The 22,182-nt window shown below is 64.9% G+C and carries 21 protein-coding genes and 2 pseudogenes; 11 read left to right on the forward strand and 12 right to left on the reverse strand.

All coding sequences use genetic code 11. From position 1 onward, the window contains the following. Positions 1-92: 92 nt before the first annotated feature. Both AB0L58_RS25415 and AB0L58_RS25420 read left to right on the forward strand, forming a co-directional pair. Positions 93-260 carry a hypothetical protein gene (locus AB0L58_RS25415; protein WP_364390169.1) on the forward strand — a complete coding sequence of 56 codons (168 nt, stop codon included), beginning with the start codon at positions 93-95 and terminating at the stop codon, positions 258-260. Next, positions 257-1,012, forward strand: a complete 756-nt coding sequence (locus tag AB0L58_RS25420) for a hypothetical protein (protein WP_364390170.1) — start codon at positions 257-259, stop codon at positions 1,010-1,012. The genes AB0L58_RS25415 and AB0L58_RS25420 overlap by 4 nt, the downstream gene beginning before the upstream one ends. A gap of 37 nt (positions 1,013-1,049) precedes the next feature. Here the strand turns inward: AB0L58_RS25420 and AB0L58_RS25425 are convergent, their stop codons facing one another. Further along, complete coding sequence (locus AB0L58_RS25425) at positions 1,050-2,009, reverse strand: WS/DGAT domain-containing protein (protein ID WP_364390457.1); 960 nt, start codon at positions 2,007-2,009, stop codon at positions 1,050-1,052. On the opposite strand from AB0L58_RS25425, the gene AB0L58_RS25430 reads away from it, so the two are divergent. The 4 genes and pseudogenes from AB0L58_RS25430 (at position 1,963) to AB0L58_RS25445 (ending at position 2,935) form a co-directional block, all read left to right on the forward strand. Further along, the gene (locus AB0L58_RS25430; protein WP_364390171.1) at positions 1,963-2,418 is read left to right on the forward strand and encodes a hypothetical protein; all 456 of its coding nucleotides are present in this window, start codon (positions 1,963-1,965) and stop codon (positions 2,416-2,418) included. The genes AB0L58_RS25425 and AB0L58_RS25430 overlap by 47 nt on opposite strands. Next, the gene (locus AB0L58_RS25435; protein WP_364390173.1) at positions 2,415-2,609 is read left to right on the forward strand and encodes a hypothetical protein; all 195 of its coding nucleotides are present in this window, start codon (positions 2,415-2,417) and stop codon (positions 2,607-2,609) included. Before AB0L58_RS25430 ends, AB0L58_RS25435 begins: the two co-directional genes overlap by 4 nt. A gap of 73 nt (positions 2,610-2,682) precedes the next feature. Further along, positions 2,683-2,835 (forward strand): annotated as a pseudogene (locus AB0L58_RS25440) (4-hydroxy-2-oxovalerate aldolase); the annotation flags it as partial. Then, on the forward strand, positions 2,786-2,935 hold the full coding sequence (locus AB0L58_RS25445; protein WP_364390174.1) for a hypothetical protein: 150 nt from the start codon (positions 2,786-2,788) through the stop codon (positions 2,933-2,935). The pseudogene AB0L58_RS25440 and the gene AB0L58_RS25445, both read left to right, overlap by 50 nt. 45 nt (positions 2,936-2,980) lie before the next feature. Here AB0L58_RS25445 and AB0L58_RS25450 read toward each other — a convergent pair whose 3' ends face one another. Continuing rightward, positions 2,981-3,619: a helix-turn-helix domain-containing protein gene (locus AB0L58_RS25450; RefSeq protein WP_364390175.1), complete on the reverse strand. Its 639-nt coding sequence runs from the start codon at positions 3,617-3,619 to the stop codon at positions 2,981-2,983. Positions 3,620-3,802: 183 nt separating this feature from the next. Further along, on the reverse strand, positions 3,803-4,555 hold the full coding sequence (locus AB0L58_RS25455) for an SDR family oxidoreductase (protein WP_364390177.1): 753 nt from the start codon (positions 4,553-4,555) through the stop codon (positions 3,803-3,805). Between the two features lie 433 nt (positions 4,556-4,988). On the opposite strand from AB0L58_RS25455, the gene AB0L58_RS25460 reads away from it, so the two are divergent. Next, positions 4,989-5,474 (forward strand): MarR family winged helix-turn-helix transcriptional regulator, encoded by a 486-nt coding sequence (locus AB0L58_RS25460; protein WP_364390178.1) that lies wholly within the window; start codon positions 4,989-4,991, stop codon positions 5,472-5,474. A 56-nt stretch (positions 5,475-5,530) separates the two neighbouring features. On the opposite strand, the pseudogene AB0L58_RS25465 reads toward AB0L58_RS25460, so the two are convergent. The 4 genes and pseudogenes from AB0L58_RS25465 to AB0L58_RS25480 form a co-directional block, all read right to left on the reverse strand. Then, positions 5,531-5,644: pseudogene (locus AB0L58_RS25465) on the reverse strand (P-loop NTPase); the annotation flags it as partial. 1,337 nt (positions 5,645-6,981) lie between these two features. Further along, positions 6,982-7,284, reverse strand: coding sequence for a non-oxidative hydroxyarylic acid decarboxylases subunit D (locus AB0L58_RS25470; protein WP_364390179.1), 303 nt, complete (start codon positions 7,282-7,284; stop codon positions 6,982-6,984). Continuing rightward, a complete protein-coding gene (locus AB0L58_RS25475) occupies positions 7,248-8,669 on the reverse strand; it encodes a non-oxidative hydroxyarylic acid decarboxylases subunit C (protein ID WP_364390181.1) in 1,422 nt (473 codons plus the stop codon). Before AB0L58_RS25475 ends, AB0L58_RS25470 begins: the two co-directional genes overlap by 37 nt. Positions 8,670-8,715: 46 nt before the next feature. Next, positions 8,716-9,318, reverse strand: a complete 603-nt coding sequence (locus tag AB0L58_RS25480; RefSeq protein WP_364390183.1) for a non-oxidative hydroxyarylic acid decarboxylases subunit B — start codon at positions 9,316-9,318, stop codon at positions 8,716-8,718. Positions 9,319-9,346: 28 nt separating this feature from the next. Between AB0L58_RS25480 and AB0L58_RS25485 the strand changes: the two genes are divergently transcribed. Beyond that, entirely contained in the window at positions 9,347-10,351 is a 1,005-nt protein-coding gene (locus AB0L58_RS25485; protein ID WP_364390185.1) for a helix-turn-helix domain-containing protein, read from the forward strand. A 1,009-nt stretch (positions 10,352-11,360) separates the two neighbouring features. Here AB0L58_RS25485 and AB0L58_RS25490 read toward each other — a convergent pair. The 3 genes from AB0L58_RS25490 to AB0L58_RS25500 all read right to left on the reverse strand — a co-directional run bounded on the left by AB0L58_RS25490 (position 11,361) and on the right by AB0L58_RS25500 (position 15,436). Beyond that, positions 11,361-13,052 carry an enoyl-CoA hydratase-related protein gene (locus AB0L58_RS25490; RefSeq protein WP_364390186.1) on the reverse strand — a complete coding sequence of 564 codons (1,692 nt, stop codon included), beginning with the start codon at positions 13,050-13,052 and terminating at the stop codon, positions 11,361-11,363. Between the two features lie 529 nt (positions 13,053-13,581). Then, positions 13,582-14,283, reverse strand: coding sequence for a hypothetical protein (locus AB0L58_RS25495; RefSeq protein WP_364390187.1), 702 nt, complete (start codon positions 14,281-14,283; stop codon positions 13,582-13,584). A gap of 25 nt (positions 14,284-14,308) precedes the next feature. After that, positions 14,309-15,436, reverse strand: coding sequence for a hypothetical protein (locus tag AB0L58_RS25500; protein WP_364390188.1), 1,128 nt, complete (start codon positions 15,434-15,436; stop codon positions 14,309-14,311). 490 nt (positions 15,437-15,926) lie between these two features. Between AB0L58_RS25500 and AB0L58_RS25505 the strand changes: the two genes are divergently transcribed. Together AB0L58_RS25505 and AB0L58_RS25510 are read left to right on the forward strand one after the other, a co-directional pair. Continuing rightward, a complete protein-coding gene (locus AB0L58_RS25505; RefSeq protein WP_364390189.1) occupies positions 15,927-16,889 on the forward strand; it encodes an amidohydrolase family protein in 963 nt (320 codons plus the stop codon). A gap of 35 nt (positions 16,890-16,924) precedes the next feature. After that, positions 16,925-18,286, forward strand: coding sequence for an MFS transporter (locus tag AB0L58_RS25510; RefSeq protein ID WP_364390190.1), 1,362 nt, complete (start codon positions 16,925-16,927; stop codon positions 18,284-18,286). Between the two features lie 204 nt (positions 18,287-18,490). On the opposite strand, the gene AB0L58_RS25515 is transcribed toward AB0L58_RS25510, so the two are convergent. Further along, positions 18,491-19,090: a TetR/AcrR family transcriptional regulator gene (locus AB0L58_RS25515; protein ID WP_364390191.1), complete on the reverse strand. Its 600-nt coding sequence runs from the start codon at positions 19,088-19,090 to the stop codon at positions 18,491-18,493. A 243-nt stretch (positions 19,091-19,333) separates the two neighbouring features. On the opposite strand from AB0L58_RS25515, the gene AB0L58_RS25520 reads away from it, so the two are divergent. Beyond that, a complete protein-coding gene (locus AB0L58_RS25520; protein ID WP_364390459.1) occupies positions 19,334-20,920 on the forward strand; it encodes a sulfatase-like hydrolase/transferase in 1,587 nt (528 codons plus the stop codon). A gap of 136 nt (positions 20,921-21,056) precedes the next feature. Here AB0L58_RS25520 and AB0L58_RS25525 read toward each other — a convergent pair whose 3' ends face one another. Continuing rightward, the gene (locus tag AB0L58_RS25525) at positions 21,057-22,181 is read right to left on the reverse strand and encodes an acyltransferase (protein WP_364390193.1); all 1,125 of its coding nucleotides are present in this window, start codon (positions 22,179-22,181) and stop codon (positions 21,057-21,059) included. Between the last annotated feature and the right edge of the window lies 1 nt (position 22,182).

The raw sequence follows: 22,182 nt of genomic DNA on the forward strand, positions 1-22,182 counted from the left end.
CCACCCAACGGCAAGCAGCGATCAGCCACACCCCGCCGCCCTGGGCATCCAGAGCGTCCGGCCCTGAACACCTACAACCTTATGGAGCAGCGATGGCTGCGGCGATGGTGACGGGCACCGATACGCTGGTGTTTCCGGCGAGGTGGCGAGCGCTCGAGGTATTGCGCGGGATCTGGTCTCCGCTGAGCGAGCGGACGTTGACGCGCGGTGGCCGATTCGCCGAGGTGCTGGACCTGGCCGATAAGGAGGCTCGACGATGACAGGTTTCCTGCATACGAGCTCCGCGTTGTATCCGGTGTCGTTGCGCGACGACATGCCGCGCGAGATCGCCACGGCCTACTGGGCCGGGCCGCATGCCGAAGTCGTCGGGCGGCATCCGTACATCCGCGAGTACATCCAGCGTCAGTTCTCAACCGCCGACCACGGATACTGGCCGGTGACGCCACGGGTCGGGACTCTGACTGCTCCGACGTGGCGAGTGGACGGGTTCGCCGAGGTGCGGCTGCGTAGTCTGACCGTCGCGGCCTTGACCACGCCGATGCACATGCCGGGTGTCTTCCTCGACGAGCAGAACGTTTTCCAGCGAGTCCTCGGCCACCTGACCGGCCCGCGCGGTGGACGGTGGTGGACCACTGGCCACGATGATGCCGTGGCGCATCGGACTGCCGTTCTGCTGCGGCGACGCCGGGGTGTGAGTGGCCGTGCCTTCCGCCGCTTCATCCACGAGGAACTCGGTCCGGCCCTGTACACGGCGGGCGCCCGCGATCTCAGGACGTACACATTTCTGCCGTACACCCCACTGGCCCACCTGACTCCCGGTGTCTCCCATGACAATCCGACCCACCGCCGGTACCACGGTGCGCTCGTGATCGGCGCGAGCAGCCGCGACCACCTGACGGAGTTGCTCGCCTCACCAGGGGTCTCGGCCGTCATCGACGATCAGGCCCGAGTGCTCACCGCGGCCCACGCCTACACGGTCGAGCGCTCAGTCGCCGTCATCCGCACCGAATGACACCACCGTCGATCAGACGACGGGCTCGGAGGTTCATTCACGCGGGACGAGGTCGATCGGGAATTACTGCGGTGTAGTGGTTTTCGAGTTCGTTGATCGAGTCTTCGAGATAGCGAGCAAAGCGATGGACCATGGGGAGCGCAGTTCCGCTTGCGGTGAATCCCAGGTGCATCCGCCCGTCGTAGGACACCGCGGTGATGTTGAGCGCCTCGCCTTTGAACACCAGTGACAGCGGGTACAGCCCGACCATCCGTGCTCCGGCGAGGTAGCAGGGCCGGTCCGGGCCCGGGACATTCGAGACGATCAAGTTGAACATCGGCGCGAGGCGTCCGACCGCGCCGGGGACGAGTTGCCGGAGCGTGTGCGGTGCCATGGCGAGGATCGAGTGGCTCACCAGGGCCTCGTGCGGCAGGGTCGCCAGATGGGATTTCGCCGCTCTCGTCGACCGGGAGATCACCGACAGCCGGACGCCGGGATCGGCCCGGTCGGTGGCTGAGTCGACGAACATGATGCCCACCGAGCTGGCCGACGATCCCGCCGGCGGAGCGATGGAGGTTGGGCATCCGATCACCAACGGGCTCGCGGGCAGACCATCGATGTCGAGCAGATACCGGCGCAGCGCGGCGGAGCACGCCGTGAGAACGACATCGTTGACCGTGGTCTCGCTCAGCCTCGACAGCCGCTTGATCCGGTCCAGCTCGATCGACGCGGCGCAGACCCGACGATCCGGACCGGCATCGGCGGAATTGAGGGGTGATCGCGGCGCCTGGAACGGACCGACCAGCGGCGAGTCGGTGCGCCCGGCCCTCCACACTATGGCGGCAGCTCGCAACGATGCGGTCAACACTGCGGTTCGGCTGGGTCGTGCAGTGCCGTCGGAGCCGGCGGGCCTATTCCGTGGCGGCTGACAAAGCGCCCACACCGGGTCCGGAATCGCTCTCCCGGCGTCGGTGGACAGCGATCGGCCGAGCAGGCGTACCGCGTCGACGCCGTTGATCGGCTATGGCGTTGACCCCCGCATCGAGCTCGGCGCCGAAGACCTGGCCGCCTTGCGGGCGCTGGGCACGCGTTTCGTCACCGTGTACCCGATCGGCGGGCGACCACAAGGCTCACCGGGCGAGGGCCGCACCACCGGCGCGGACTATGCCGACATCGAGGACCACACCGGCGCACTGACCCGCTGGTTCACCAAGGCCGGCGTCGGCACCGGAGGTGTGCTGCTGCTCCGCCCCGACAGGTTCGTTTTCGGAATCGCCGCGGCCGGCGGTAGCGGTCCACTGATCGCCGAACTCTTCCGGCAGCTCAGCGGTTCGGTCGCCCTGCCGGCTCGTTCGGCCCCGACAACATCGGATTCGATACTGCCGGTACTGGATAGCCCGGACCGCCACCTCGAGGGGGCTCGATGACTACGACCATGGGCGTGCAGACCACCACCCAGCGCCTGGAAGGTGCCGCCATCCTCGGTGTCCCAGTTCCTCCGGTGCGCGACCTGATCGGTCCCGACGACGTGGAGTCCGCGCGCGCGCCGGTGAGATCCTCGAAGTCGAAGGCGCGGCGCACTATCTGCCGTCCTATGCCGGAAATCTCGACATCATGACCTCGGTCGCACTGCGCGTCGCCGAACGCCTGGCCGCAGCACCGGTTTCGGTGCCGATCCCGGAGAGTGTGTAATGCCGGAAGTCTTCTTGCAGGATGTGACGCTGCGCGATGGTATGCACGCATTGCGCCACCGCATCACGCCGAAAAACGTTGCCGCCGTCGCGGCGGCGCTGGATGCCGCGGGAGTCGACGCGGTGGAGGTCGCCCACGGCGACGGACGTGCGCACACTATTGACCGAGGCCGGACGCCGCGGCCTGGTCGGCGGACAAGAAGACATGATCGTCGACATCGCACTCGACCTGAGCGCCAGCGGCGCGAACTGAGTATCATTCCCGGCGTTCGGGCAACAGCGGCCGAACGCCGGGAAGTCAGAGCTGAGGCTGTGGCGGCAGCAGGTTAGTGCTCAGCTTCTGCGCTGCCCGTTTATTCATCCCGAACATCCGCAGCACATGGAACGCCATCTCGTCGGTGAGCGCATCGGCGTTGGCATCCGGTCGCGCGTCGAGCATTTGCAGCAGCCCCATCAGTGCGCCACCCGCGGCCATGATGGCCATGTCCGGATCCATGGCCTCGAACCGCCCTGCCTCCTGGGCAGCGATGATGTCGCGGCGGGCGCGCGGGGCCAGGCCGTCGTCGCGCAGAAGCACCGACATGCCGGAATTCAGAAGTACGCGAACACCTTCGGGGATTTGACGCTGCAGGCGGCCGGTCATGCGGAAGCTCACCGCGAACACCTCCGCCGGATCCTCATACAGCGCCACGATGGCATCGCGCATCTCGCTGTAGACCTGCAATACCGAGCGGACGGCCTCGTCGAAAAGCTCTTCCTTGGACGTGAAGTGGTTGTAGAAGGACCCGAACCCGACATCGGCCGCGTCGGTGATCTCCTGAATACTCACCGCGGAACGCCCCTCCGACAAGAACTTCCGCGCCGCACCCAACAGTGCGCTGCGAGTGCGCTCCCGACGCCGGTCGATGCGGTTGCGTACCACGGGCTGTGCCGCCATCGGTTCCCTCTTTCCAATCGAATCCGTGATAAGAATCGTATCTGAGGAAAATATCAGAATCGATCGCGATCATGAACAATGGGAACGTGTCGCATACGACGGGACGCATTGAGCGCCGAAATCGGAACCACACCACCGGATCACTCGGCGACCGGCTACTCCGAGTAGCGTCGGGCGCCGTCGTCAGCTCATCTTCGCGACCAGGCGCAACGGCAAGTGACGCAGCGCGAAGCCGATGGGAATCCATGGCCAGGCAGGAACTTTCGCCTCGGCGGCCTCATGTTCGATGGCTTTCACCATGGCGCGCACGCCGCTCTCGGTGGAGACCGTCAGAGGCGTCTTTCCGACCCGAGCACTCAGCTCCGACTCGATGAAGCCGGGATACAGGGTGGTGACGGCGATGGGTGAGGTGAGAACGTCGGCGCGGATGGCCTCGGCCAGGACTGCGGCGCCGGCCTTGGTGGCAGAGTAGATCGACATGAAACCCGGCAGCCCGCGCAACGCACTGATCGACGAGATCATCACGAGGTGGCCGCGGTTCTGAGCGCGGAAGATTTCCATCGCTGCTTCGCACTGCGCTAGCGCCGCAAGGAAATTTGTGTTCGCGGTCCGCAGATTGGCATCGAAACGACCGGTGCCGATCGGCTGCCCCTTACCCATGCCCGCGTTGACGATCACCCGATCCAGGCCGTCCAGCTCGCGCTCGAATTCATGAAACACCGTAAATACCTGGTCGTGGTCGTTCACATCCAGCTCGGCGACCGTCACGGTGATGCCGGGATGAGACCGCAGCAGGTCGGTCCGCAACCGCTCGAGTCGTTCGACGCGGCGCGCGCACAACGCGAGATTTCTTCCGCGGGCGGCGAATTCGCGAGCCATCTGCGCTCCCAAACCCGAGCTGGCTCCTGTGATCAGTATGTTGGTGCGTTCCGGCATACCTACCTTCTCCCGTTCGCTGCCCGCAGTAACCATTTTGATGACATCATCATGGATGACTATATATTCATATTATTGAGCACGGGCTTCGCCTGTCAGTGGCACTGGTGCGCAGAGGTAGTGCGGCTGCCGCGGTTGAAGTCCGAGGATCTCAGGGTGGTGCCGGCGCGTGGCCACCGCTGAATGCTGCCGACCTCGACTGGCATGCCATGTCGGTCTCCCGTGCCGGTACGAGCACTGCGGTCTCGGCAGGTAGCGGTGTCGTCCTGTCTCGATCCACGGAGTGGACGCGGCGGGGCTGCGGTTGGATGCGAGGATGTCGAACTGGTCGCGCTGCTAACCAGCGATCCAGACCATGCTGACGCCTTCATCCGCCACACCCTCAATATAGTTCAGATAATGAACATTTAAGATTGTGGAGTATGTTTGAGACGTGACCGACACCATTGGCGCTGCCAGCGAGAGAGATATCGTCGAGCTCCTTGGTGCCGTGACGGACATCCGGCGGATGATCTCGAACCTGACTGTGCCGGTAGCGCGAAGCAACGAGATCTCCGAACGCGCCCTCGGCATCATCTTTCTCGTCTATGCCGGTCTCGACCGCCCTGGGCTATTGATCGAATACCTCAACGTGCTACCGAGCACGATTACGTCAGATGTCGAGAAGCTCGTCGCCGCCGGGCTGCTGCAGCGGGCGGTGTCATCTACCGACCGTCGAGTCACCAGACTCGAAGTGACCCCCCGAGGCCTTGCCGCACAACAGGAATCGTTGTGCCAGCTGCAATCGTTCTTTCGCGCCGAGGCCGCTGGAGTGTCGCTCGACGAGCTTCACGCCTGCACCGCCACACTCCGGAAACTCAGCGGAGAACCGCAACCATCCGTTCCCGATCCGATGCGCCAGGCCGGAACGATCGACTGATCGATCCGTGATCGGTGACGGCGAAGCGGGATGGCGGACTGCGCCCAGCCCGGCGCCGCTCGTTCGGCGATCCGGGCCGCCGTCTGCTGAGGTGTCGTGACGACCATCAGTTCCGCGGTGGGCAGGAGTTGGGCGAGCGAGATCGCGATATCGCCGGTCCCGGGTGGCACCACTCACGGTGGCGAGCATCGGCACGCTGCAGTCGAAGGCCGCCACGACTTTTCCGATCTGGCGCAGCGCCTGTGCCGCCGATTCGCTGGCGCGGCGGTCGTTGTGGCCGTAGATGCGGTCGGTGACGGTGACCGATTCGTGCCCGGCGTCGCGGGAGACCACGAAGATCGGTACGCCGTCCTGTAATTTCCAGGAGATGCCTGTATGCCGCAGCGTGTACGGAGTCAGGTGCTTGTGCCGCAGGGGCTTCAGCGCCGCGGGGTAACGGGCGATCAACTCCTCCGGGTCGGCACCACGCCAGAGCGCTTTGCGGGTGAAAGGGCTCAGATATCGGTAAGCCAGTGACCGGGTGAACATCGCGCACGAGCAGGGCACCTATCTCTGAGGGCCGCGCTAACGACACCAGACCGAACTCGGCGTGCGGACGCCACCGTTCGATGATCAGTTCCTCGAGCGACTCGCACCACTCGTTGTCGAAGATGTCGATCTCGCTTCCGTTACCCGGGGGCAGCCGCATGCCGCTGCACGGATTGAACGGCAGCAGCGCGACCGGGCGCCGCGCAACGGCCGCACGCCGTCCGGCCGAGAGAAATCCGTGCTTGTTCTTGATCGTCTTGGGCCCGTTACCCTTGTCCTTGCTCCAGGAATACGATCCACGCCGCGTCGCTGTCCTGAGTCACCGCATCGATCGGAGCGTCTTCACCGCAGAATGGGGTGATGTCATTGCGGATATAGCCCCAGATACTTGCGGTACACGGGCGGGGAGATGCTGCGGGTCTGCAACAGTCTCGGCGTAGTCGATGAGCCAGCGGCCCAGCGAACTCGGCGCGCTCAGCGACGAAGCGCTGCTGCGGGCTTCGATGCGGTATCGGTTCGACAATCTGCGGCCCATTCGGTCTTGTGACCGAACCCCCGTGAATTGTCGATCAGGCGTAGCCAATTCGGCGTGATCTCCCATAAGTCACCGGAGTCCAGCTGTTGTGTCAGCTTCGGGTTCCGCGCAACGAACTCGAACCGGCCGAGGTAAGCGGCTTGGACCCTCGCCCGCTGGTTGTCGGGCACGGCCAAGCAGGTGCCAGTGCCCTGTACGCCACGGATGTCCGTCCATGCCAGCCCGTCCTGCTGAATTGTGAACGCAACAGAGACAGACGTTTGCACTGCCATGGCTCGACCGTGTCGGGTCCGCCGCGAGCTTGCGAAGATCAACGTCCCGGTCTCTGCAGTGGCGTAGAAGACCGCGCATGCCTGTGGCCCGTTGTCATCCGCGTAGGCCAGCGTGAGTGTATTGCATTCGGTAAGTTCACCCAGGATGTCGAGTGGATACTGAGCCATTTGTCTACGCCCTCGTTCGCAACGGAGGGACCGCGGGGACCTCGGAAGCATTCCGGATGTCCTCGACGGTTATCATGAATTCGGTCGGGTAGGCGTCACGGTCGGTGCGACGGGCAGGCTCACTTGTGCGCCACATGTACAGACACTGCGGGCACTGAAGTACATTCCATTTCCCGGGTGCTGGCGATGAGAAGATGTGCTCGATGTCCTCGAATGCGCAACGTGGGCAGATAGTCTGATTGGTCATGGTCTTAATTCCCTTCTGCTGGTTCACTTTCCGGCAATCTGCTGCAGGCGCTGCACCCATTCGGTGACCTCGGGCAGATCGTGTACCTGAGTGCTGTAATTGCCGCGATTGTCTGGCGCCACCGGTGTCGTGGCATCGATGATCAACTTGTCGACGATGCCCGGGGACTGCGCCTGCGGAGCCAACTCCAGCACCGGCAGATTCGGCACCACCACCAGGTCCTCGCGAGGGTTCATCTTGACCGACAGCGCCCACAACACCTGCGGGAGGTTGAACGGGTCGATATCCTCGTCGACGACGATCACCGTTGCCGCATAACCCAATCCGTGTGGGAGGGTGAGCACTCGCAGGCCGACAGACTTGGCGAAGCCACCGTAACGCTTCTCCGTCGACACGATCACCACCAGACCGTGCGTGTACATGGCGTTGACCGCCTGCACCTCCGGGAACTCCTTTTTGAGCTGCTGATAGATCGGCACACAGGTATTGGCGGCGATCAGGTAGTCCACCTCAGTCCATGGCATACCGATGTAAAGGTGCTCGAAGATTGGGTCCGTGCGGTAGGAAATCCGGTCGATCCGGATGACTGTCATATTGCGGCCACCTGAGTAGTGGCCGGTGAATTCGCCGAAGGGGCCCTCGATTTCACGCTTGCGTCCCTCGATCACCCCCTCGATGACGACCTCCGATCCCCACGGCACCGGCAGTCCCGTCAACGGCGCTTCGGCGATCGGCGCAGGAGCGCCACGCAGCGCGCCAGCCAACTCGTATTCGTTCTCGTCGTATCGCATCGGGGTGGACGCGACGATCGAGATCACCGGCTCATTGCCCAGGGTGATGGCTACTGGCAGGTCCTCGCCGACCTCTTCGGCCTTACGCAACTGCAACGCGATATCGTGCATCGGCACCGGCTGCATGGCCAGCTTGCGCTTGCCTTTCACCTCGATGCGGTAGATACCCACGTTCTGCTTGTCGCTGTTCTCCGGGTCCTCGGGATCCCTGGATACAACCGCGGCCTTGTCCAGGTAGAACCCGCCGTCGCCGTCATTGAGCCGCACCAGCGGCAGCACTTGAAAGATGTCGACGCCCTCGCCCTCCATTGAGTTCTCCGCCCAGGGAGGGTTGTCCCGCCATTCGGGCCGCACAGGGAACTTCGCCCAGCGCCCGATGAATTCCTCGACCTGCTCCCGGGTCCCTGAGTTCTTCGGAAGTCCCAGCGCCAGAGCGTGATTGGCCCAGGAGCCGTGCACGTTCATGGCGATGCGCGCGTCGGTGAATCCGGTGATGTTGTCGAAATACAATGCGGGAGCGTTGTCGCCGAGCCGACAGGCCGCATTCGCGGCAGCTGCCACATCCGGTTCGGGCGACACCTCCTCGGTGATCCGCAACAGTTGCCCTTCCTTCTCCAGGCAATCCAAGAAGCTGCGTAGGTCGTCGTGTGCCATCTCGTCGAGTTCCTTTCCGATCTCTTCCAGTGAGTCCCTGTAGGTGTCAGCGACCGGCCGGAACCGGTTGCCGGGCAGCGCGTTCGGCGCGCAGTCCTGCCCACCGCCGCGCGGCGGGTGCGGGCAGATCGAATTGATCGAGCACCCGTGCGACCACGTGATCGACGATGTCGTCGACGGTTCGCGGGTGGTTGTAGAAGGCAGGCATCGGCGGCACAATTCGCGCGCCCATACGCGAGAGTGCCAGCATGTTCTCCAGATGGATATCCGACAGCGGTGTCTCCCGTGGCACCAGCACCAGCGGCCGGCGTTCCTTGAGGATCACGTCTGCCGCGCGTGGCACCAGACCCTCGGCATATCCGGTGCGGATGCCTGCCAGAGTCTTCATCGAGCACGGCACGATCACCATGCCGTCAGTGCGGAACGAACCGGAAGAAATGGTCGCGCCCTGATCCTCCGGGTTGTGCACCACATCGGCGAGCGCGCTCACCTCGCGGGCGCTGTGCCCGGTCTCGCTTTCAATGGTCACGCGGGCCCAGCGGCTGAGCACCAGATGAGTTTCGACTTCAGGCAGCCTCGCCAGGTTCTCCAGCAGCCGGAGACCGAGGATCGCACCGGTCGCACCGGTCATGCCGACAATCAGTCGCACGCCGCACCTCCTTCGCAAGCGGAATGCTGTGACAATCTCGGATAGACTGTCGCTCCGATATCTCAACGGTAGGGGGCTGACCAGCACGAATTGGTTAGTCTTAAGACAGGCTATGGGCAAAAACGGACATAATCGCAACGGACCCCACCGAGTGGTCGAGGTCCCCTTCTATCCCTCGCTCGGTACACCACAGGGGATTGAGATCTGCGATTTCCAGCAACTTCGCGAGCGCGCGGCCGTGCACGGAGTGAACCCCTATCGGCCGACACGACCGCGGTTTCACCACCTGATCGCGCTGGAGACCGGACAGCTTCGGCATTCGGTAGATCTCACCGACTGCGTGTTGGAGCCTGGTGACTGGCTGTGGGTGCGGCCCGGACAGACTCACGAATTCCGCCGGGATTTGGAAACCGCCAGCGGCACTGTGGTGTTCTTCCCGCCTGGGTTCCTCGACTCCGCGACCGTGGCCTCCGTGCAGGCCGACCTGCCCGGTCCTCCGCAGCCGCTGCGTCCTGCCCCGGCAGACCGGGAGGCACTCGATACGACATTGGCACTACTGGCCGCCGAATATCTGCGCCGCACCGATGTACCGCACGCCGTGCATGTCGAAATCACCCGGCATCTACTCACAGCGCTGATCCTGCGACTGGCCCACATGCACGACGAACCGGACGGCCGCCCCGCCGGAGGCGAGGTATTTGCCCACTTCCGCGCCGCAGTGGAGCGAGATTTTGCCCGCGTCCACCGGGTTCAGGACTACGCCCGCCGCCTTGGCTACAGCGTGCGCACCCTCACCCGCGCGACCGTGAACGCCACCGGTCGTGGCGCCAAGCATTACATCGACGACCGCATCATATTGGAGGCCAAACGCCTCCTGGTGCATACCGATCTGCCCTTGGCCGTCGTAGGAGCCCGGGTCGGCCTGCCCGATGCTCGCACTTTCACCCGATTCTTCCGGCAGCGCACGAACGAGACGCCCGGCGCGTTCCGAATCCGCGCGATGGGCGGCTCGGACGATCCGCCACTCACATGAAGTGCATCGGGCGAGATCCTGGCAACCCCAATCTCCGCGTGATCCACAGCGATATACCCACCTGACCGTGCTCGCTGGCAAGCAGGGTACTTGACAATTGACGATCACCGGCCCCTGGCTGCTCTCAAACTAATTCGGCCTTGAACAGCAGTCTTCGAACGAGCCCAAGCGCGGGACTTCAGACCGATGAACCAGATGTCGGGCGCTGACCCGAATCACGCACGAAACCAACCCCTGACACGAAGGCCACCGCGCCTCGCCCAGCGGGTCGTCGGGGCACCGACCCTGCTCTATCGCGCAGGGCTGGGATGGCTGATGATCGAATACACCGGCCGACGCACCGGGTCAGGTCACCCCGCGGAGGCGGTGCTGCCAGGCGGCGTCGGTGATGCCTTTGCGAAGTCCTCGGTCAGCCCGAGCATCGCGTCCGGTCGCCGTTTCGCACGACTGAACCGCCTGTAGTTGCCCGGCTGCGTTACGGCTTCCCAATACTGCTGGCGCGCAAAGCATTTCACAACTCAATGCGCGAATCCCGGTGAGAATGGTCCGCGTTCGGGACGGTCTTCCAGCCGCCGGAGTGGTCGCTAATTCTGCGGCAAGCCCCAGCAGGGGTAATCGCGTCCGGCATCAACAAGGCCGACGCTCTCCGGTGTTCGACAGATGACATGCGGTTTGTGGCGATAGTCCACAACCAAGTGCCGCGTCGCAGCCTTGTCACCGGTGAACGTCTGATGGCATTGGGAACAATGGCAGACATTGTGCGCGCTCAGTGGCCACCAGCACTGACATCCCCGGCATGTCACCGTCTCCGGCGATCTCGTCTTCATAATCACTCACCCACTCGCGCAACGCGGATGCGGTCCGCCATCACCTCGGTCGTACCCGCACCGAGCGACGTCACACGTTCATCCTCGATCGCCGAAAGCACTAATCCTGCCATGGCATCGCCGCACCGACTCGTTCCAGCTGAGCGATCCCCACTGGGTAGGGTACGCGCTGAACGCGGGCGTCAGACCTCGCGGTGGACTCGAACCGAGGCGGGTTTCGGGATTTTGCGGAGGAAGGCATGCCGTCGTGCCGCGAATCCGTAGCGGTCGCCGAAAAGATCAGCCGACATCTGCGCCAGTTCCTCGGTCAGGATCGCGTCTATACGGCCGGGAGGCAGGTCGATATTCAGCCGGGCCCGCTTGGCCCGCATGGCCGCAGCCCACACGGTCGGGCGGCAGTACTCCCGGGCGAGGTCGTCGAGCCAGCAATCGAATTCGCGGTCGGGGCCGACACGATCGATGAGATTCGCACGGTGCGCCTCGACGGTATCGAGGCTCGGACAATCGGTAAGCAGCGCACGGGCACGATCAGACCCCACCCGATGCGGCAGGGTATAGGTGTGTAGCTCGGAACCGGTGAGTCCGAGCGTCGCATAGTGCGGATTCAGCAAGACACGCTGTCGGGCCACGACAACATCGGCGGCCAGGGCGAGCATCGCCCCGCCGGCACCCGCCGAGCCGGTGAGAGCGGCAACGGTGACCTGCGAGGCGCACTCCAGCAATGCGCGACACACGGCATTGATCGCGGTGATATTCGCCCAGCCTTCGCGGGCCGGGTCGACCGCATGTTCGATGGCCCCGAGGTGGATCCCGTTGCACCAGTGCGGATTGCTTTCGGTTCCGCGCACTACGAGCACGTCCGTGCCTTGCCGTCCCGCGAAACGGATCGCGTCGGCCAGACGCAGGCAGAAACTGGTGTCGAATGCGCCGTTGTAGGCGTCGATGGTGATGGTCGCAATCGGGCTGCTGCCTTCGCGGCGGTAGTGGATGTCACGGTAGGTGGCAGCGGTGTTTTGCGGAACGGTCAGGATCGGGTAGCGCATCCGGCGCAGCACATTGGTCGCGGGGCCTTTGCAGCCGTCCGACGCCGTTTTCGCGCGGAGGTGTCCGATCCAGAGTGTGTCTGTGCCACAAGCTATTTCGATGCGGTGGTACGCGCGACTGACGATAGTCCCAGGCTCGCCGATTCGGCCGATGCGCGTCCCGGGATGGGCGTCGTGCAGGTATACGGGATGACTGTGCAGCGTAGTGAGCACGCCCGGAGAACCGTCCGCGGCGTTGATCCGGCGCGCGATCGTGTGGGCGTCACCGGCCCAGTCGATGGCCCGGTCGGATTGCCGCATCGCCGACCTGGGGCGCGCGCCGCGAATTTCTCGCGGCGCACCCACTTGATCAACCGGTATGTATCGGGGATCGGATGCCTTGTCGGCGGCTTCGAGAATGCATTCCACAGCAGCATCGGCGACGACTGTGTTGTATATGGCGCTCTTGGTGCAACCGTGGGGCAGTGGGAAAGTGCGAAAAGCCCAGACCGGGCCCGCGTCCATCTCCGAAACCGCGGTGAGCGCCGTGACGCCCCACCTCGGTTCGGCATTCGCTATCGCCCAATCCAGCGAGTGCGGACCACGATCGCCGACCGGACCGGGATGGATGGTCAGCGTTGTCCAGCGGCTGGTGATGTGTTCGGGGACAGCGGATTTCAGATACGGGCAGATGATGAGATCGAAATCCGCGGGAGCGACCGCGGCATCCATCGCACCGGAACCGGCGACAACTTCGGTTCGAACCACCCGTCCCGCCCTGCACAGCGCGGCGGCCGCGCGTCGGGTAAGACCGTTCTCGGCGCTGCAGAGCAGCAAAACACGCTGCGACATTGCGTGAGCCCTCCTGCACAGCCTCTGGTACAGGTCCGCGGTGACACAACTTCATCGCTTGCGGATAGAGACCGTACCCGCTGTCGATACATCCCCCGCGCCGACACGCACATCATGCCTGGACGCTGCCTCTTCGGACTGCCGCGGAATAGCCCATCCCTGAATGCAAGTCGCTTGGGTGTACCGGCACCCGCTAGCAGGTGCCCGCAAATATTGGGGTCGGAATGGGCGCCGCAATGAACGGGTCACCGGTCGGCGAAGCGTCCGATCGCGCCGAGATGCCCACGATCACCATCGCGGTGATAATCGCGCCGAAGCTGCGCGGCACACAGGTCCCCGCGGAGAAGGCGATCGTGAGCATTGCACGCGCATCGGTCCAACGCTCGGCGGCACGCGCTCTCGGCCTCGTTGATCGAAGCGGTCAACGCCTCGCGTGGTCGGAGGCTCGACGGCGCGGAGGGCGCACCCTCTGAGCTCTCGAACCATGTCGGAGCACTGCCGAGGTGGATCGGCCTAGTCCGAAATCCGGCTACCCGATCTGCTGCCGTACGTCGCTCGACGAGGAACTGGCATTCGCGGGAACCGGTGTGGTCCAGAGGCTTTCGTGGCGGATGAGCTCGGCCCGATATCGCTGGAGCAACTCGACAGCTCGGGGGTCATGGACGGGGTCGAACGGCCGACTCGCGGCGCGTCGCAATTCGGCCAGCGCGACCATGAGCCGCTTGGCCCGCCAGTGGCCGGGCACGTACAGCACGGTAAGCGAGGCCAGTCGGTTGCCGTTTTCGGTATACACATCGACTCGGGAACGAACCGCGCCGAGCATCCTCGGCACCGCCAGGAGCGTCGCCACGATCGACTGCACCATCAACTCCACCGACGCGCATACGCACAGCGCCAGAAAGACCAAGAACATCAGCAGCTCGAGTGCCTGGCCGATGACACCGACGAGCGCGAGGATCAGGAGCAGCACTGGAAACCAGTACAGCCATTGCCAGCCTTCGAGCCGGTCCAGCTTGCGCTCTCGATCATCCCGCCGTCGTTCGCGGCGGGCAGCGCGCGGGGTGAGTTGCTGAACCGCGTGCGGCCCCGAGGGCGGCGGGGCTCCGACAGGCACCTCGTATCGGAAGTACGTGCCCTCGATCCCGATATTGAACGGTTGAACAAGCCGTCGCCACGGCAGGAATCTGCGTCGCAGGTACCAGGTCCGCTTACCGCTGTCTGTAACCCTCACGCCCCCAAGCAAATCAGACGTTGCGCTACCCAGACCGCTTGGTCAGCGAATGCACCGCGTCGGCGCGTGCTGTGGTAACCGTGGCTGCGGCGGCGGACCGAGCCTCGTCGACGGTTCGGCGGCCGAGCCCGCACGCGGTGGCGACGCCGTATGCGGCACGGCCCGATGCCTGCTCGAACAGTGTCAGCGCGCGGATGCTGTCGTCCACCTCATCGGGAGACACGACACCGGCGATCAATTGCCAGCCGGGATCCAGACGCCGCAGCGAGCGGTAGAACGCCGGATCCAACGGTGCCGGATCGGCACCGTAGGCGCACGGAACATGCACGACCGGCAGCGGCACCCCGCGTTGACGCAGCAGCCGGGAGAGGTGACCGAGCAGGTTCACCGCTGGCGCCAAGCCCCGGGGGGTCAGCAGGTTCTTGTGCTCGTAGTCGCCGTAGCACAGGTGCAGGGTTGTCGCCGCGCCGATCTCGTTGGTACGGACGAGAAATCCGCCGAGCTGGCGTGCCAGCAGGGGCCCCAATGACCATTGCACCCGCAATTGCTCGGCCTTGACCATGCCGAGAGTTGCGATCGGTGACTCCACCTGCCACACAACGCGATCGCCGTACCGGGCGGTCACCTCGGACATCTCCTGCAGTACCGCGTCTGTGAATACGGGCAGATGCCGAAGAGCCGTGGCGACCACACCGGCGTTGCGGACCGCAGGCCCAACGGGGAGGCCGAGCGAGACGGCGGCGCCGGCGAAAACGAACAGGGCCAGATCCAACGGGCTGGGCTGGCTGATCTGCACTCGCTTATCCGCCAACTCCGGACGACTGCGCTGCAGCGCCTCGAACTCCGAGACGATCGCACCGATCCGCTCGACGCGGCCCATCGCCACATCGCGTGGTTCGAGGATGTGGCCGGGCCGCACGCCGTAGCTGCGCATATCGCTGTAGTCGGCGTAGTCGCCGGCACGGACGATGTCGAAGGCGTCGCGTTCCTCGAGAGCACGCAGATACGCGACGACCCAGTCCGCATCGAGGTCGCGCGGCACCGCGGAGAGCGGCCAGCCGTCGCTCTGGTCGATGAACCATCCGAGGACTTCTCGATCGCTGGTCATCAGGGCCTCGGGCAGGCTTCCGACGAAATGCGCGTATCTGGTCATGACGACTTCCTTCGACCGACTGCAGGCAGCCGACGGTAGCCTTCGACGACATAAATCCTGTGGTGCACTGCGTGAACGGTGCATAGCGTATGTCCGTCCGCGTGCGGCCGACTCACCGCCGGTGGGAAGCAGAAATGACGTCGGGACCTGCAGATCGACCGTCCGGAGCGAGCATTGGGCCAGACGCATTCGCACACATCGGGCAGCTCCCCGCTCCGCACACCGGATCCCGGTTTGCGCAGACATGAATGTCCGATCCTGCCCCGGGAGAGCCCAGGACTCGCGAGTCGTGGACGACTCGGCTCCACAGGACGGGTGTGCGTCCAACCAGGGCACCAGCCGAGCTCGGGATGCAGGCGTCGCGAAGTCGTCGCCGTCGACCTCCGCGACCAGATTGTTAACAATTTTGCGAGAACTATTGTGTGCTATATCTCGGTCAATGTAGCGTCATGTTTACTGTGATGTGCTCCACTGGACGAAAGGGACAAGGTTGTCCGCCCTTCTTCACGCGAGCGACGGCACGGCTGCCGCCGGCAGCAGCCGCTCGCCCAAGACCCCCGGATGGCTCGACTGGTACTGCAACCCGTCCCGTCCCACGTTTCGACTACCGCCGGGGGCTGTCGACGCCCATTGCCACGTATTCGGCCCGCAGGCCCAGTTCCCCTTCGCCCCGGAGCGCAAGTACACACCCTGTGACGCGAGCAAGGACCAACTTCGCGCGCTCCACGATCACCTGGGCGTCAGCCGCTGCGTCGTCGTCCAGGCAACCTGCCACGGAGCGGACAACAGCGCGATGCTGGACACCGTCGAGTCGTCCGGCGGCATGGCACGGGGTATCGCCACGATCCGTCCCGACATCACCGAGGCCGAGCTGCGCAGGCTCGACGCGGCGGGCGTACGGGGTGTGCGGTTCAACTTCCTGAAGCGTCTGGTCGACGCCTCACCCAAAGACGATCTGGCTGCCATCGCCGCGCGGATCGCGCCGCTGGGCTGGCACATCGTCCTCTACTTCGAAAGCGGCGATTTGCCGGAACTGGAAGATTTCTTCGGTGCGCTCCCCGCCCCACTGGTGGTGGATCACCTGGGACGACCCGACGTCACCCAACCGGTCGACGGCCCACAGTTCACCCGCTTCCTGCGGTTCGTCGAGCACAACGACGTGTGGGTGAAGGTGACGTGTCCCGAACGCCTCACCGTCACCGGGCCACCGGCCCTCGATGGCCAACAGCACGCGTACACCGACGTCGTCCCCTTCGGGCGGCGAGTCGTCGAAGAGTTCCCGGACCGAGTGCTGTGGGGGACCGACTGGCCCCACCCCAACCTGAAGGACCACATGCCCGACGACGGTTTGCTGGTCGACTACGTGCGCACGGTGGCGGTGACCGCCGAACAACAACACAAACTGCTCGTTGACAACCCCATGCGGCTGTACTGGCCCGGCGAAGCCTGCTGATCCACCTGTTCCACCTCTTCGACAAGGGCCATCCCATGCAGCACTCCAATGCGGTGAACCGACTGAACCGACTGCCCATCTCTCGGTTCCACAAGGTCACCCTGCTGGCCGTCTCCTTCGCCTACTTCTTCGAGTTCGCGGACATCAACAGCTTCGCGACCACGGCACCGAAACTCATCCACCTGTGGGGCATCACCGTCAACCAGGTGGCTTACGTCACCTCGCTGTCGTTCATCGGCATGTTCTTCGGCTCCGTAATCGCCAGTGGAATCGCCGACCGATGGGGCCGTAAACGAGCCCTCACTCTGACCACTCTGTTCTTCGGGATCTTTTCCTTTGCCACGGCATTCTCCTGGGATATCGCATCGCTCGGCGTATTCCGAATTCTGACCTCGGCGGGACTGTCCGCGATGACCGTCGTCGCGGTGATCTACGTCAACGAGATGTACCCGGCCGCCGTCCGCGGCAAATACCAGGCATATGCCATCGTCATCGGCATCTGCGGAACTCCGGCGACAAACCTCATCGCCAGTGCGGTCGTACCGCTGACGGATTGGTCGTGGCGGCTGGTATTCGTCTGGGGTTCCCTCGGAATCGCCTTCGTGTTCTTCATTCGGCACATCAAGGAGTCACCGCGCTGGTACGAAAGCCGCGGCGACTACCACGCCGCGGACGCCGTTCTCCGCGAAATCGAGTCCGTGGTCGCCGCGGAGAAGGGACCACTTCCCGAACCTGTGCCGCCGGCCAGCGAGGTCGAGCCTGCCAAGGCCTCGCTGCGGCTGCTGCTACAGAAGCGCTACCTCGCACCGACGCTGTTGCTCACGGTGCTGTGGGTGACGCAGACCATCGGCTTCTTCGGTTATTCGAGCTGGGCACCCACCCTGCTGGCCAAAGAAGGCTTCAGCGTGGAGAAGTCGGTCTTCTACGTGGCCCTCACCACGGTCGGCGCACCGCTGGGCTCCTACCTGGCGTCCCTTGTCACCGATCGCTTCGAGCGCAAATGGTGCCTGGTGGCCTTCGGCACGATCATCGCGCTGTGCGGCCTGTTCTACGGCCTCACCTTCAATCCGGTCTTGATCGTCGTCTTCGGCTTCCTCGTGAACCTGGTCGAGCGCGGCTATACCGCGCTGGGCTACGCCTACTCCCCCGAACTGTTCGACAACCGCAGCCGTTCGCTGGGCACGGGCATTTCCTACGGCTTGGGACGGCTGTCGAATGCCGCCGGCCCGCTGATCGTCGCGGCGCTGTACAACCGGTCCGGCTATCAGAGCGTGTTCTTCTTCATCGCCGGCACCTGGATCGTGGGCGCGATCGTGCTCGCACTCTTCGGTCCCAAGACCCGACCCAAGCGGCTCGCCGAACAACATGAGGAGCAGTCGCAGGTCGCGGTGATCTGACCGGTCGACCGCACCCGACCGATCCGGTATCGACCACGAACGCCGACACTACGATCCGCCCACGCCCGACTGCCACCAGTCGGGCGTGGGCGGTGGGGGCGAGGACACCCGGCAGACCTTCCCGCATCGAGACACTGGCCGGCGTCGGCCATTGGGCCTGGCTCGAGTAGCCGGAGGTCGCGAAGTTCGTCGTGCGGCCGATGGCTACTCGGCGCGAAACTTTCGGTTTCCGTCGATGACGGTCGGCGCGGGGGCGAGCAGGGCGGTAAGGGTAGCGCCGACGGCTGCTCGGGCGGCCGCCGCGGAGAGGCCTTGATGGCGGCGCAATACGTCCCAGGTCTCCCATGTGGCGGCGGCGTAGGCGGCCTCGCGGACGGGGCGGTCGAGGCGCTCGAGTTCGGGGAGGTTGACGCGCAGGTGGGCGCGCAGGGCGACGCGGCTTTCGTGCAAACGCTCGGCGAGGACGGCGGATTCGTGCTCGCGCAGTACGGCGGCGCGGCGGGTGCCCGAAATGCGCTCGTACAGTTCGGCTCGCAGCTCGACCAGGGTCTGGATGCGCTGCCCCGGATCGCCGGTCACCGGTCGGAGCAGGCGGACCCAATGTCGCTCGATTTGTGTCTGGGCGGCGTCGGCATACAGCGACTCGAGATCGGTGAAGTGATGGAACACAGACCTGGTCGCGACCCCGGCTCGCTCGGCCACGGCCCGTGCGGTCGGCTGCAGATTGCCTTCTTCCGTGAGCGCCAGCACGGCATCGAGCACCGCCTGGCGATTCCTTGCCGCCCGAGCGGTGCGTCCGTCCATCGCGAATCACCCTAACAAGCCGCAGAAAAAGTTGCACTCATGATGCAATAACATTTAGTGTCAGGACCACGGCGCAGCCGCGTCGCCTCGGAGCAGCCGGCTCGCTTCGACAAACCGTTTCGCACCGCCTTCTCCGATGGCGACCCGATCACGAGCGAAAGGCAGTAGGGCACAGTGTCGATCAGCAGGCGTGGGTTCTTCGGTAGCGGAGCGGCGGCGACCGCCGCCATGGCGACCGCCGCCATGACCACCGGGAGCCCGAGCGCATCCGCCGGGCCGCGCATGGACATCCACCCCGACAAGCCGAACATTCTCGTCGTCATCGTCGACGAGATGCGGGCCCCCATGTGGTTCCCGGACCAGCCCGTGCTCGACACCATCCTGCCGAACATCGCCGGATTGCGGTCCAAGTCGGTCTCGTTCGAACAGCACTACACCGCCGCCAACGACTGCACGCCCTCCCGCGGCGCGCTGGTGACCGGCCTGTACTCACACCAGACCGGCTGTCTGTCGACCTCGACCTCGCAGCTGTCGCCGGGCTTTCCGACCTGGGGCTCGATGCTGCGCGAACAGGGCTATCGCACCTCGTGGTGGGGCAAATGGCATTTGGGCCACGAAGCCGACACGACGCCGGGCGGGTTGGCACGGCACGGCTTCGACGGCGGCACCTACCCTTCGCCCAACGGCACGCCCGAGCAGGGCCTGCAGATGGACGGCCGGATCGTCGACCAGTTCGTCGACTGGTTCGATACCGATGCGGGCCAAGGCCCCTGGTGCACGACGGTGTCGCTGGTCAACCCACACGATGTCCAGTGGTGGCCGCGCTGGACCCGGCGCACCCTGGCGTTCAACAACATTCCACGCTGGATCGACACCCTGCCCGCCAATCACGAGACCCTCGAACAACTCTCGCGCAAGCCTCGGCTGCAGCTGGCCTTGGTGCAGGTGTCGGCGGCGACCTTCGGCGTCGCCCCGTACGGCACCCCCGACGCCGACCAGGAGTGGATCGAACTGCTCAATCTCTACCTGTGGTTCCAGCAGCAGGTGGACATCCAGATCGGCCGGGTGCTGACCGAACTGGCGACCCGTCCGGAGGTGGCGGCCAATACCGTGGTGGTGTTCACCTCCGATCACGGTGACTACGCCGGCTCCCACGGCCTGCACGGCAAGGGCGGCGGAGCCTATGACGAGGCCATCAGGGTGCCGCTGTACGTCTACGACCCGCGCGGTGACCTCACTCCGGCGGCCGGCACCCGCACCCAGCTGACCTCCAGCATCGACCTCGCCCCACTGCTCCTGACCATCGGCGCGGGCGGCAACGGCTGGCGCGGCGACGACCGCTACACCCATCTGGCAAGCAGACACGACATCGCCGCGATCTGCCGCGACCCGCACGCGCCGGGGCGGCCCTGGATCGTGCACACCACCGACGAACACTCCATCGAGGAAGCCGCGGTGCTGTTCGACCGCGACGCACCCGGCCATGTGGTGGCCGTGCGGACCGCCGACGCGAAGTTCGTCCGCTACTCGCACTGGGCGCAGGGCTCCGCGGAGATCGACTCGTCGCGCGAGGAGGAGTACGAACTCTACGACTACTCGACCCGCGGCGGTGAACTCGAACTGGACAACACCGCCGCGGCGGGCGGGAGCCTGCGCGATGCGATGAGCCGGCTGCACGACCGAGCCGTCAGCGAAGAACTGCACCGTCCGCTGCCCGACTACCTACAGCAGGCACAGCAAGAAGGCTGGAACGACTACAACACCCAGACCGCCAAGCCGTTCGGCGAGCAGCTCAGCGACTTCTTCCGCGACGGCATCGGCGCGAAGTAGCCCGTGGCCTGGCCGCCAACTGAGTCCCACTGCCCATGCCGTCCGAACCGCCCGCCGGTGTGGTGATGGCGACGGAAGGTACGTCGCTCTAGCTCGGCGCGGACGAAAACTCGTCGGTTCGCGCATCCGAAAGTCGTCATCCGGTTCGCGCGGATGACGGGCGGTCATCAGCGGGCGGGGTGATTCGTCGGGTCGTGGTGAGTAGTGCGGCGGCGAGGACGACAGTGAGCGCGGCGAGACCGGCTATGCCATGTGGCGAAAGGCCGTAGCGCCAGAGCGCGAAGATACCCGCCGTCGCCAGAACTGAGCCTGCAAGAACCGGAAGTGTTGCGGTGCGGGCCGCGTATCGGGCGCAGAACGCGTCCCACCGACCGCTGATCTGGACGAATCCGAACAGTACGACCGCGGCCGCGACGATCCACAGCGGGCGGGCGGCCCACCAGGTGCCGGGATCGTCGGGCAGCAACACCGGAACCGCCAACGCCGCCCCTGTCACGATGGCCATTGCCGGTACATGCCAGAGGTAGATGCTCATCAACTGTGTCGCCACGGTGGTGATCACGCGGCGGGCACGACCGCGCGGGGCCCATCCGGTGAGCCGCCGGGATACCAGCACGAGCGCCGCGAACTGCGTCACCGCGAGAATCGACATCGCCGTCGTCGGCGGTGCGAGATTGGAGACCGGGGCATCGGCCAGCCCGAACATGGTCGGAAAGTACGGTCCCGGCACGACCATCACGATCAGCAGGCCGATTCCGGCCGCCGCTATCAGCAGCACACCGCCGTCCCCGATGCGGTCCAATGTCCCACGGGCGTAGCCGATTCCGAGCTGATGGCAGAACAGCCAGACGAATATCAGATTCCATTCGGCGAACCGGTCCACCCCGCCGAAGCGCAGCACGTCAACCGCGAGTGAGCAGCCCAGCAACACCACCGGCGCCAGCAATGCCGAAACATCGTGTGCGCGAACGGCAAACGGCCCGACCATGGCCGCGATCAGGTAGACCGCGAGAAACCACAGCGGGCTGGCGACGATATCGGCGGTCGCCGCGGCGGCCGGTTCGGAGAATGCGTCGAGGCCGATTTCGAGTGCGACGATGAAGGCGATCAGCGCGATCATCGGGGTGGTCAGCCGCCGCACCCGCAACCCGAGGTAGTCCCCGTAGGTCCGGCCTCGGGCACGGTATCGGTCGACGATCAGGGTGTTGGTGAATCCGCCCGCAAGGAAGAACATCGGCATCACCTGCAGCGGCCAGGTCACT

Source organism: Nocardia sp. NPDC052112 (assembly GCF_040680135.1).
Classification (GTDB): Bacteria; Actinomycetota; Actinomycetes; order Mycobacteriales; family Mycobacteriaceae; genus Nocardia.

Excerpts from the sequence above, each read along its gene's own strand:
- AB0L58_RS25415 (WP_364390169.1), top strand. The coding sequence starts at position 93 with ATGGCTGCGGCGATGGTGACGGGCACCGATACGCTGGTGTTTCCGGCG.
- AB0L58_RS25420 (WP_364390170.1), top strand. The coding sequence starts at position 257 with ATGACAGGTTTCCTGCATACGAGCTCCGCGTTGTATCCGGTGTCGTTG.
- AB0L58_RS25435 (WP_364390173.1), top strand. The coding sequence starts at position 2,415 with ATGACTACGACCATGGGCGTGCAGACCACCACCCAGCGCCTGGAAGGT.
- AB0L58_RS25445 (WP_364390174.1), top strand. The coding sequence starts at position 2,786 with ATGCCGCGGGAGTCGACGCGGTGGAGGTCGCCCACGGCGACGGACGTG.
- AB0L58_RS25450 (WP_364390175.1), bottom strand. The coding sequence starts at position 3,619 with ATGGCGGCACAGCCCGTGGTACGCAACCGCATCGACCGGCGTCGGGAG.
- AB0L58_RS25455 (WP_364390177.1), bottom strand. The coding sequence starts at position 4,555 with ATGCCGGAACGCACCAACATACTGATCACAGGAGCCAGCTCGGGTTTG.
- AB0L58_RS25470 (WP_364390179.1), bottom strand. The coding sequence starts at position 7,284 with ATGGGTGCAGCGCCTGCAGCAGATTGCCGGAAAGTGAACCAGCAGAAG.
- AB0L58_RS25475 (WP_364390181.1), bottom strand. The coding sequence starts at position 8,669 with ATGGCACACGACGACCTACGCAGCTTCTTGGATTGCCTGGAGAAGGAA.
- AB0L58_RS25490 (WP_364390186.1), bottom strand. The coding sequence starts at position 13,052 with ATGTCGCAGCGTGTTTTGCTGCTCTGCAGCGCCGAGAACGGTCTTACC.
- AB0L58_RS25500 (WP_364390188.1), bottom strand. The coding sequence starts at position 15,436 with ATGACCAGATACGCGCATTTCGTCGGAAGCCTGCCCGAGGCCCTGATG.
- AB0L58_RS25510 (WP_364390190.1), top strand. The coding sequence starts at position 16,925 with ATGCAGCACTCCAATGCGGTGAACCGACTGAACCGACTGCCCATCTCT.
- AB0L58_RS25515 (WP_364390191.1), bottom strand. The coding sequence starts at position 19,090 with ATGGACGGACGCACCGCTCGGGCGGCAAGGAATCGCCAGGCGGTGCTC.
- AB0L58_RS25520 (WP_364390459.1), top strand. The coding sequence starts at position 19,334 with ATGACCACCGGGAGCCCGAGCGCATCCGCCGGGCCGCGCATGGACATC.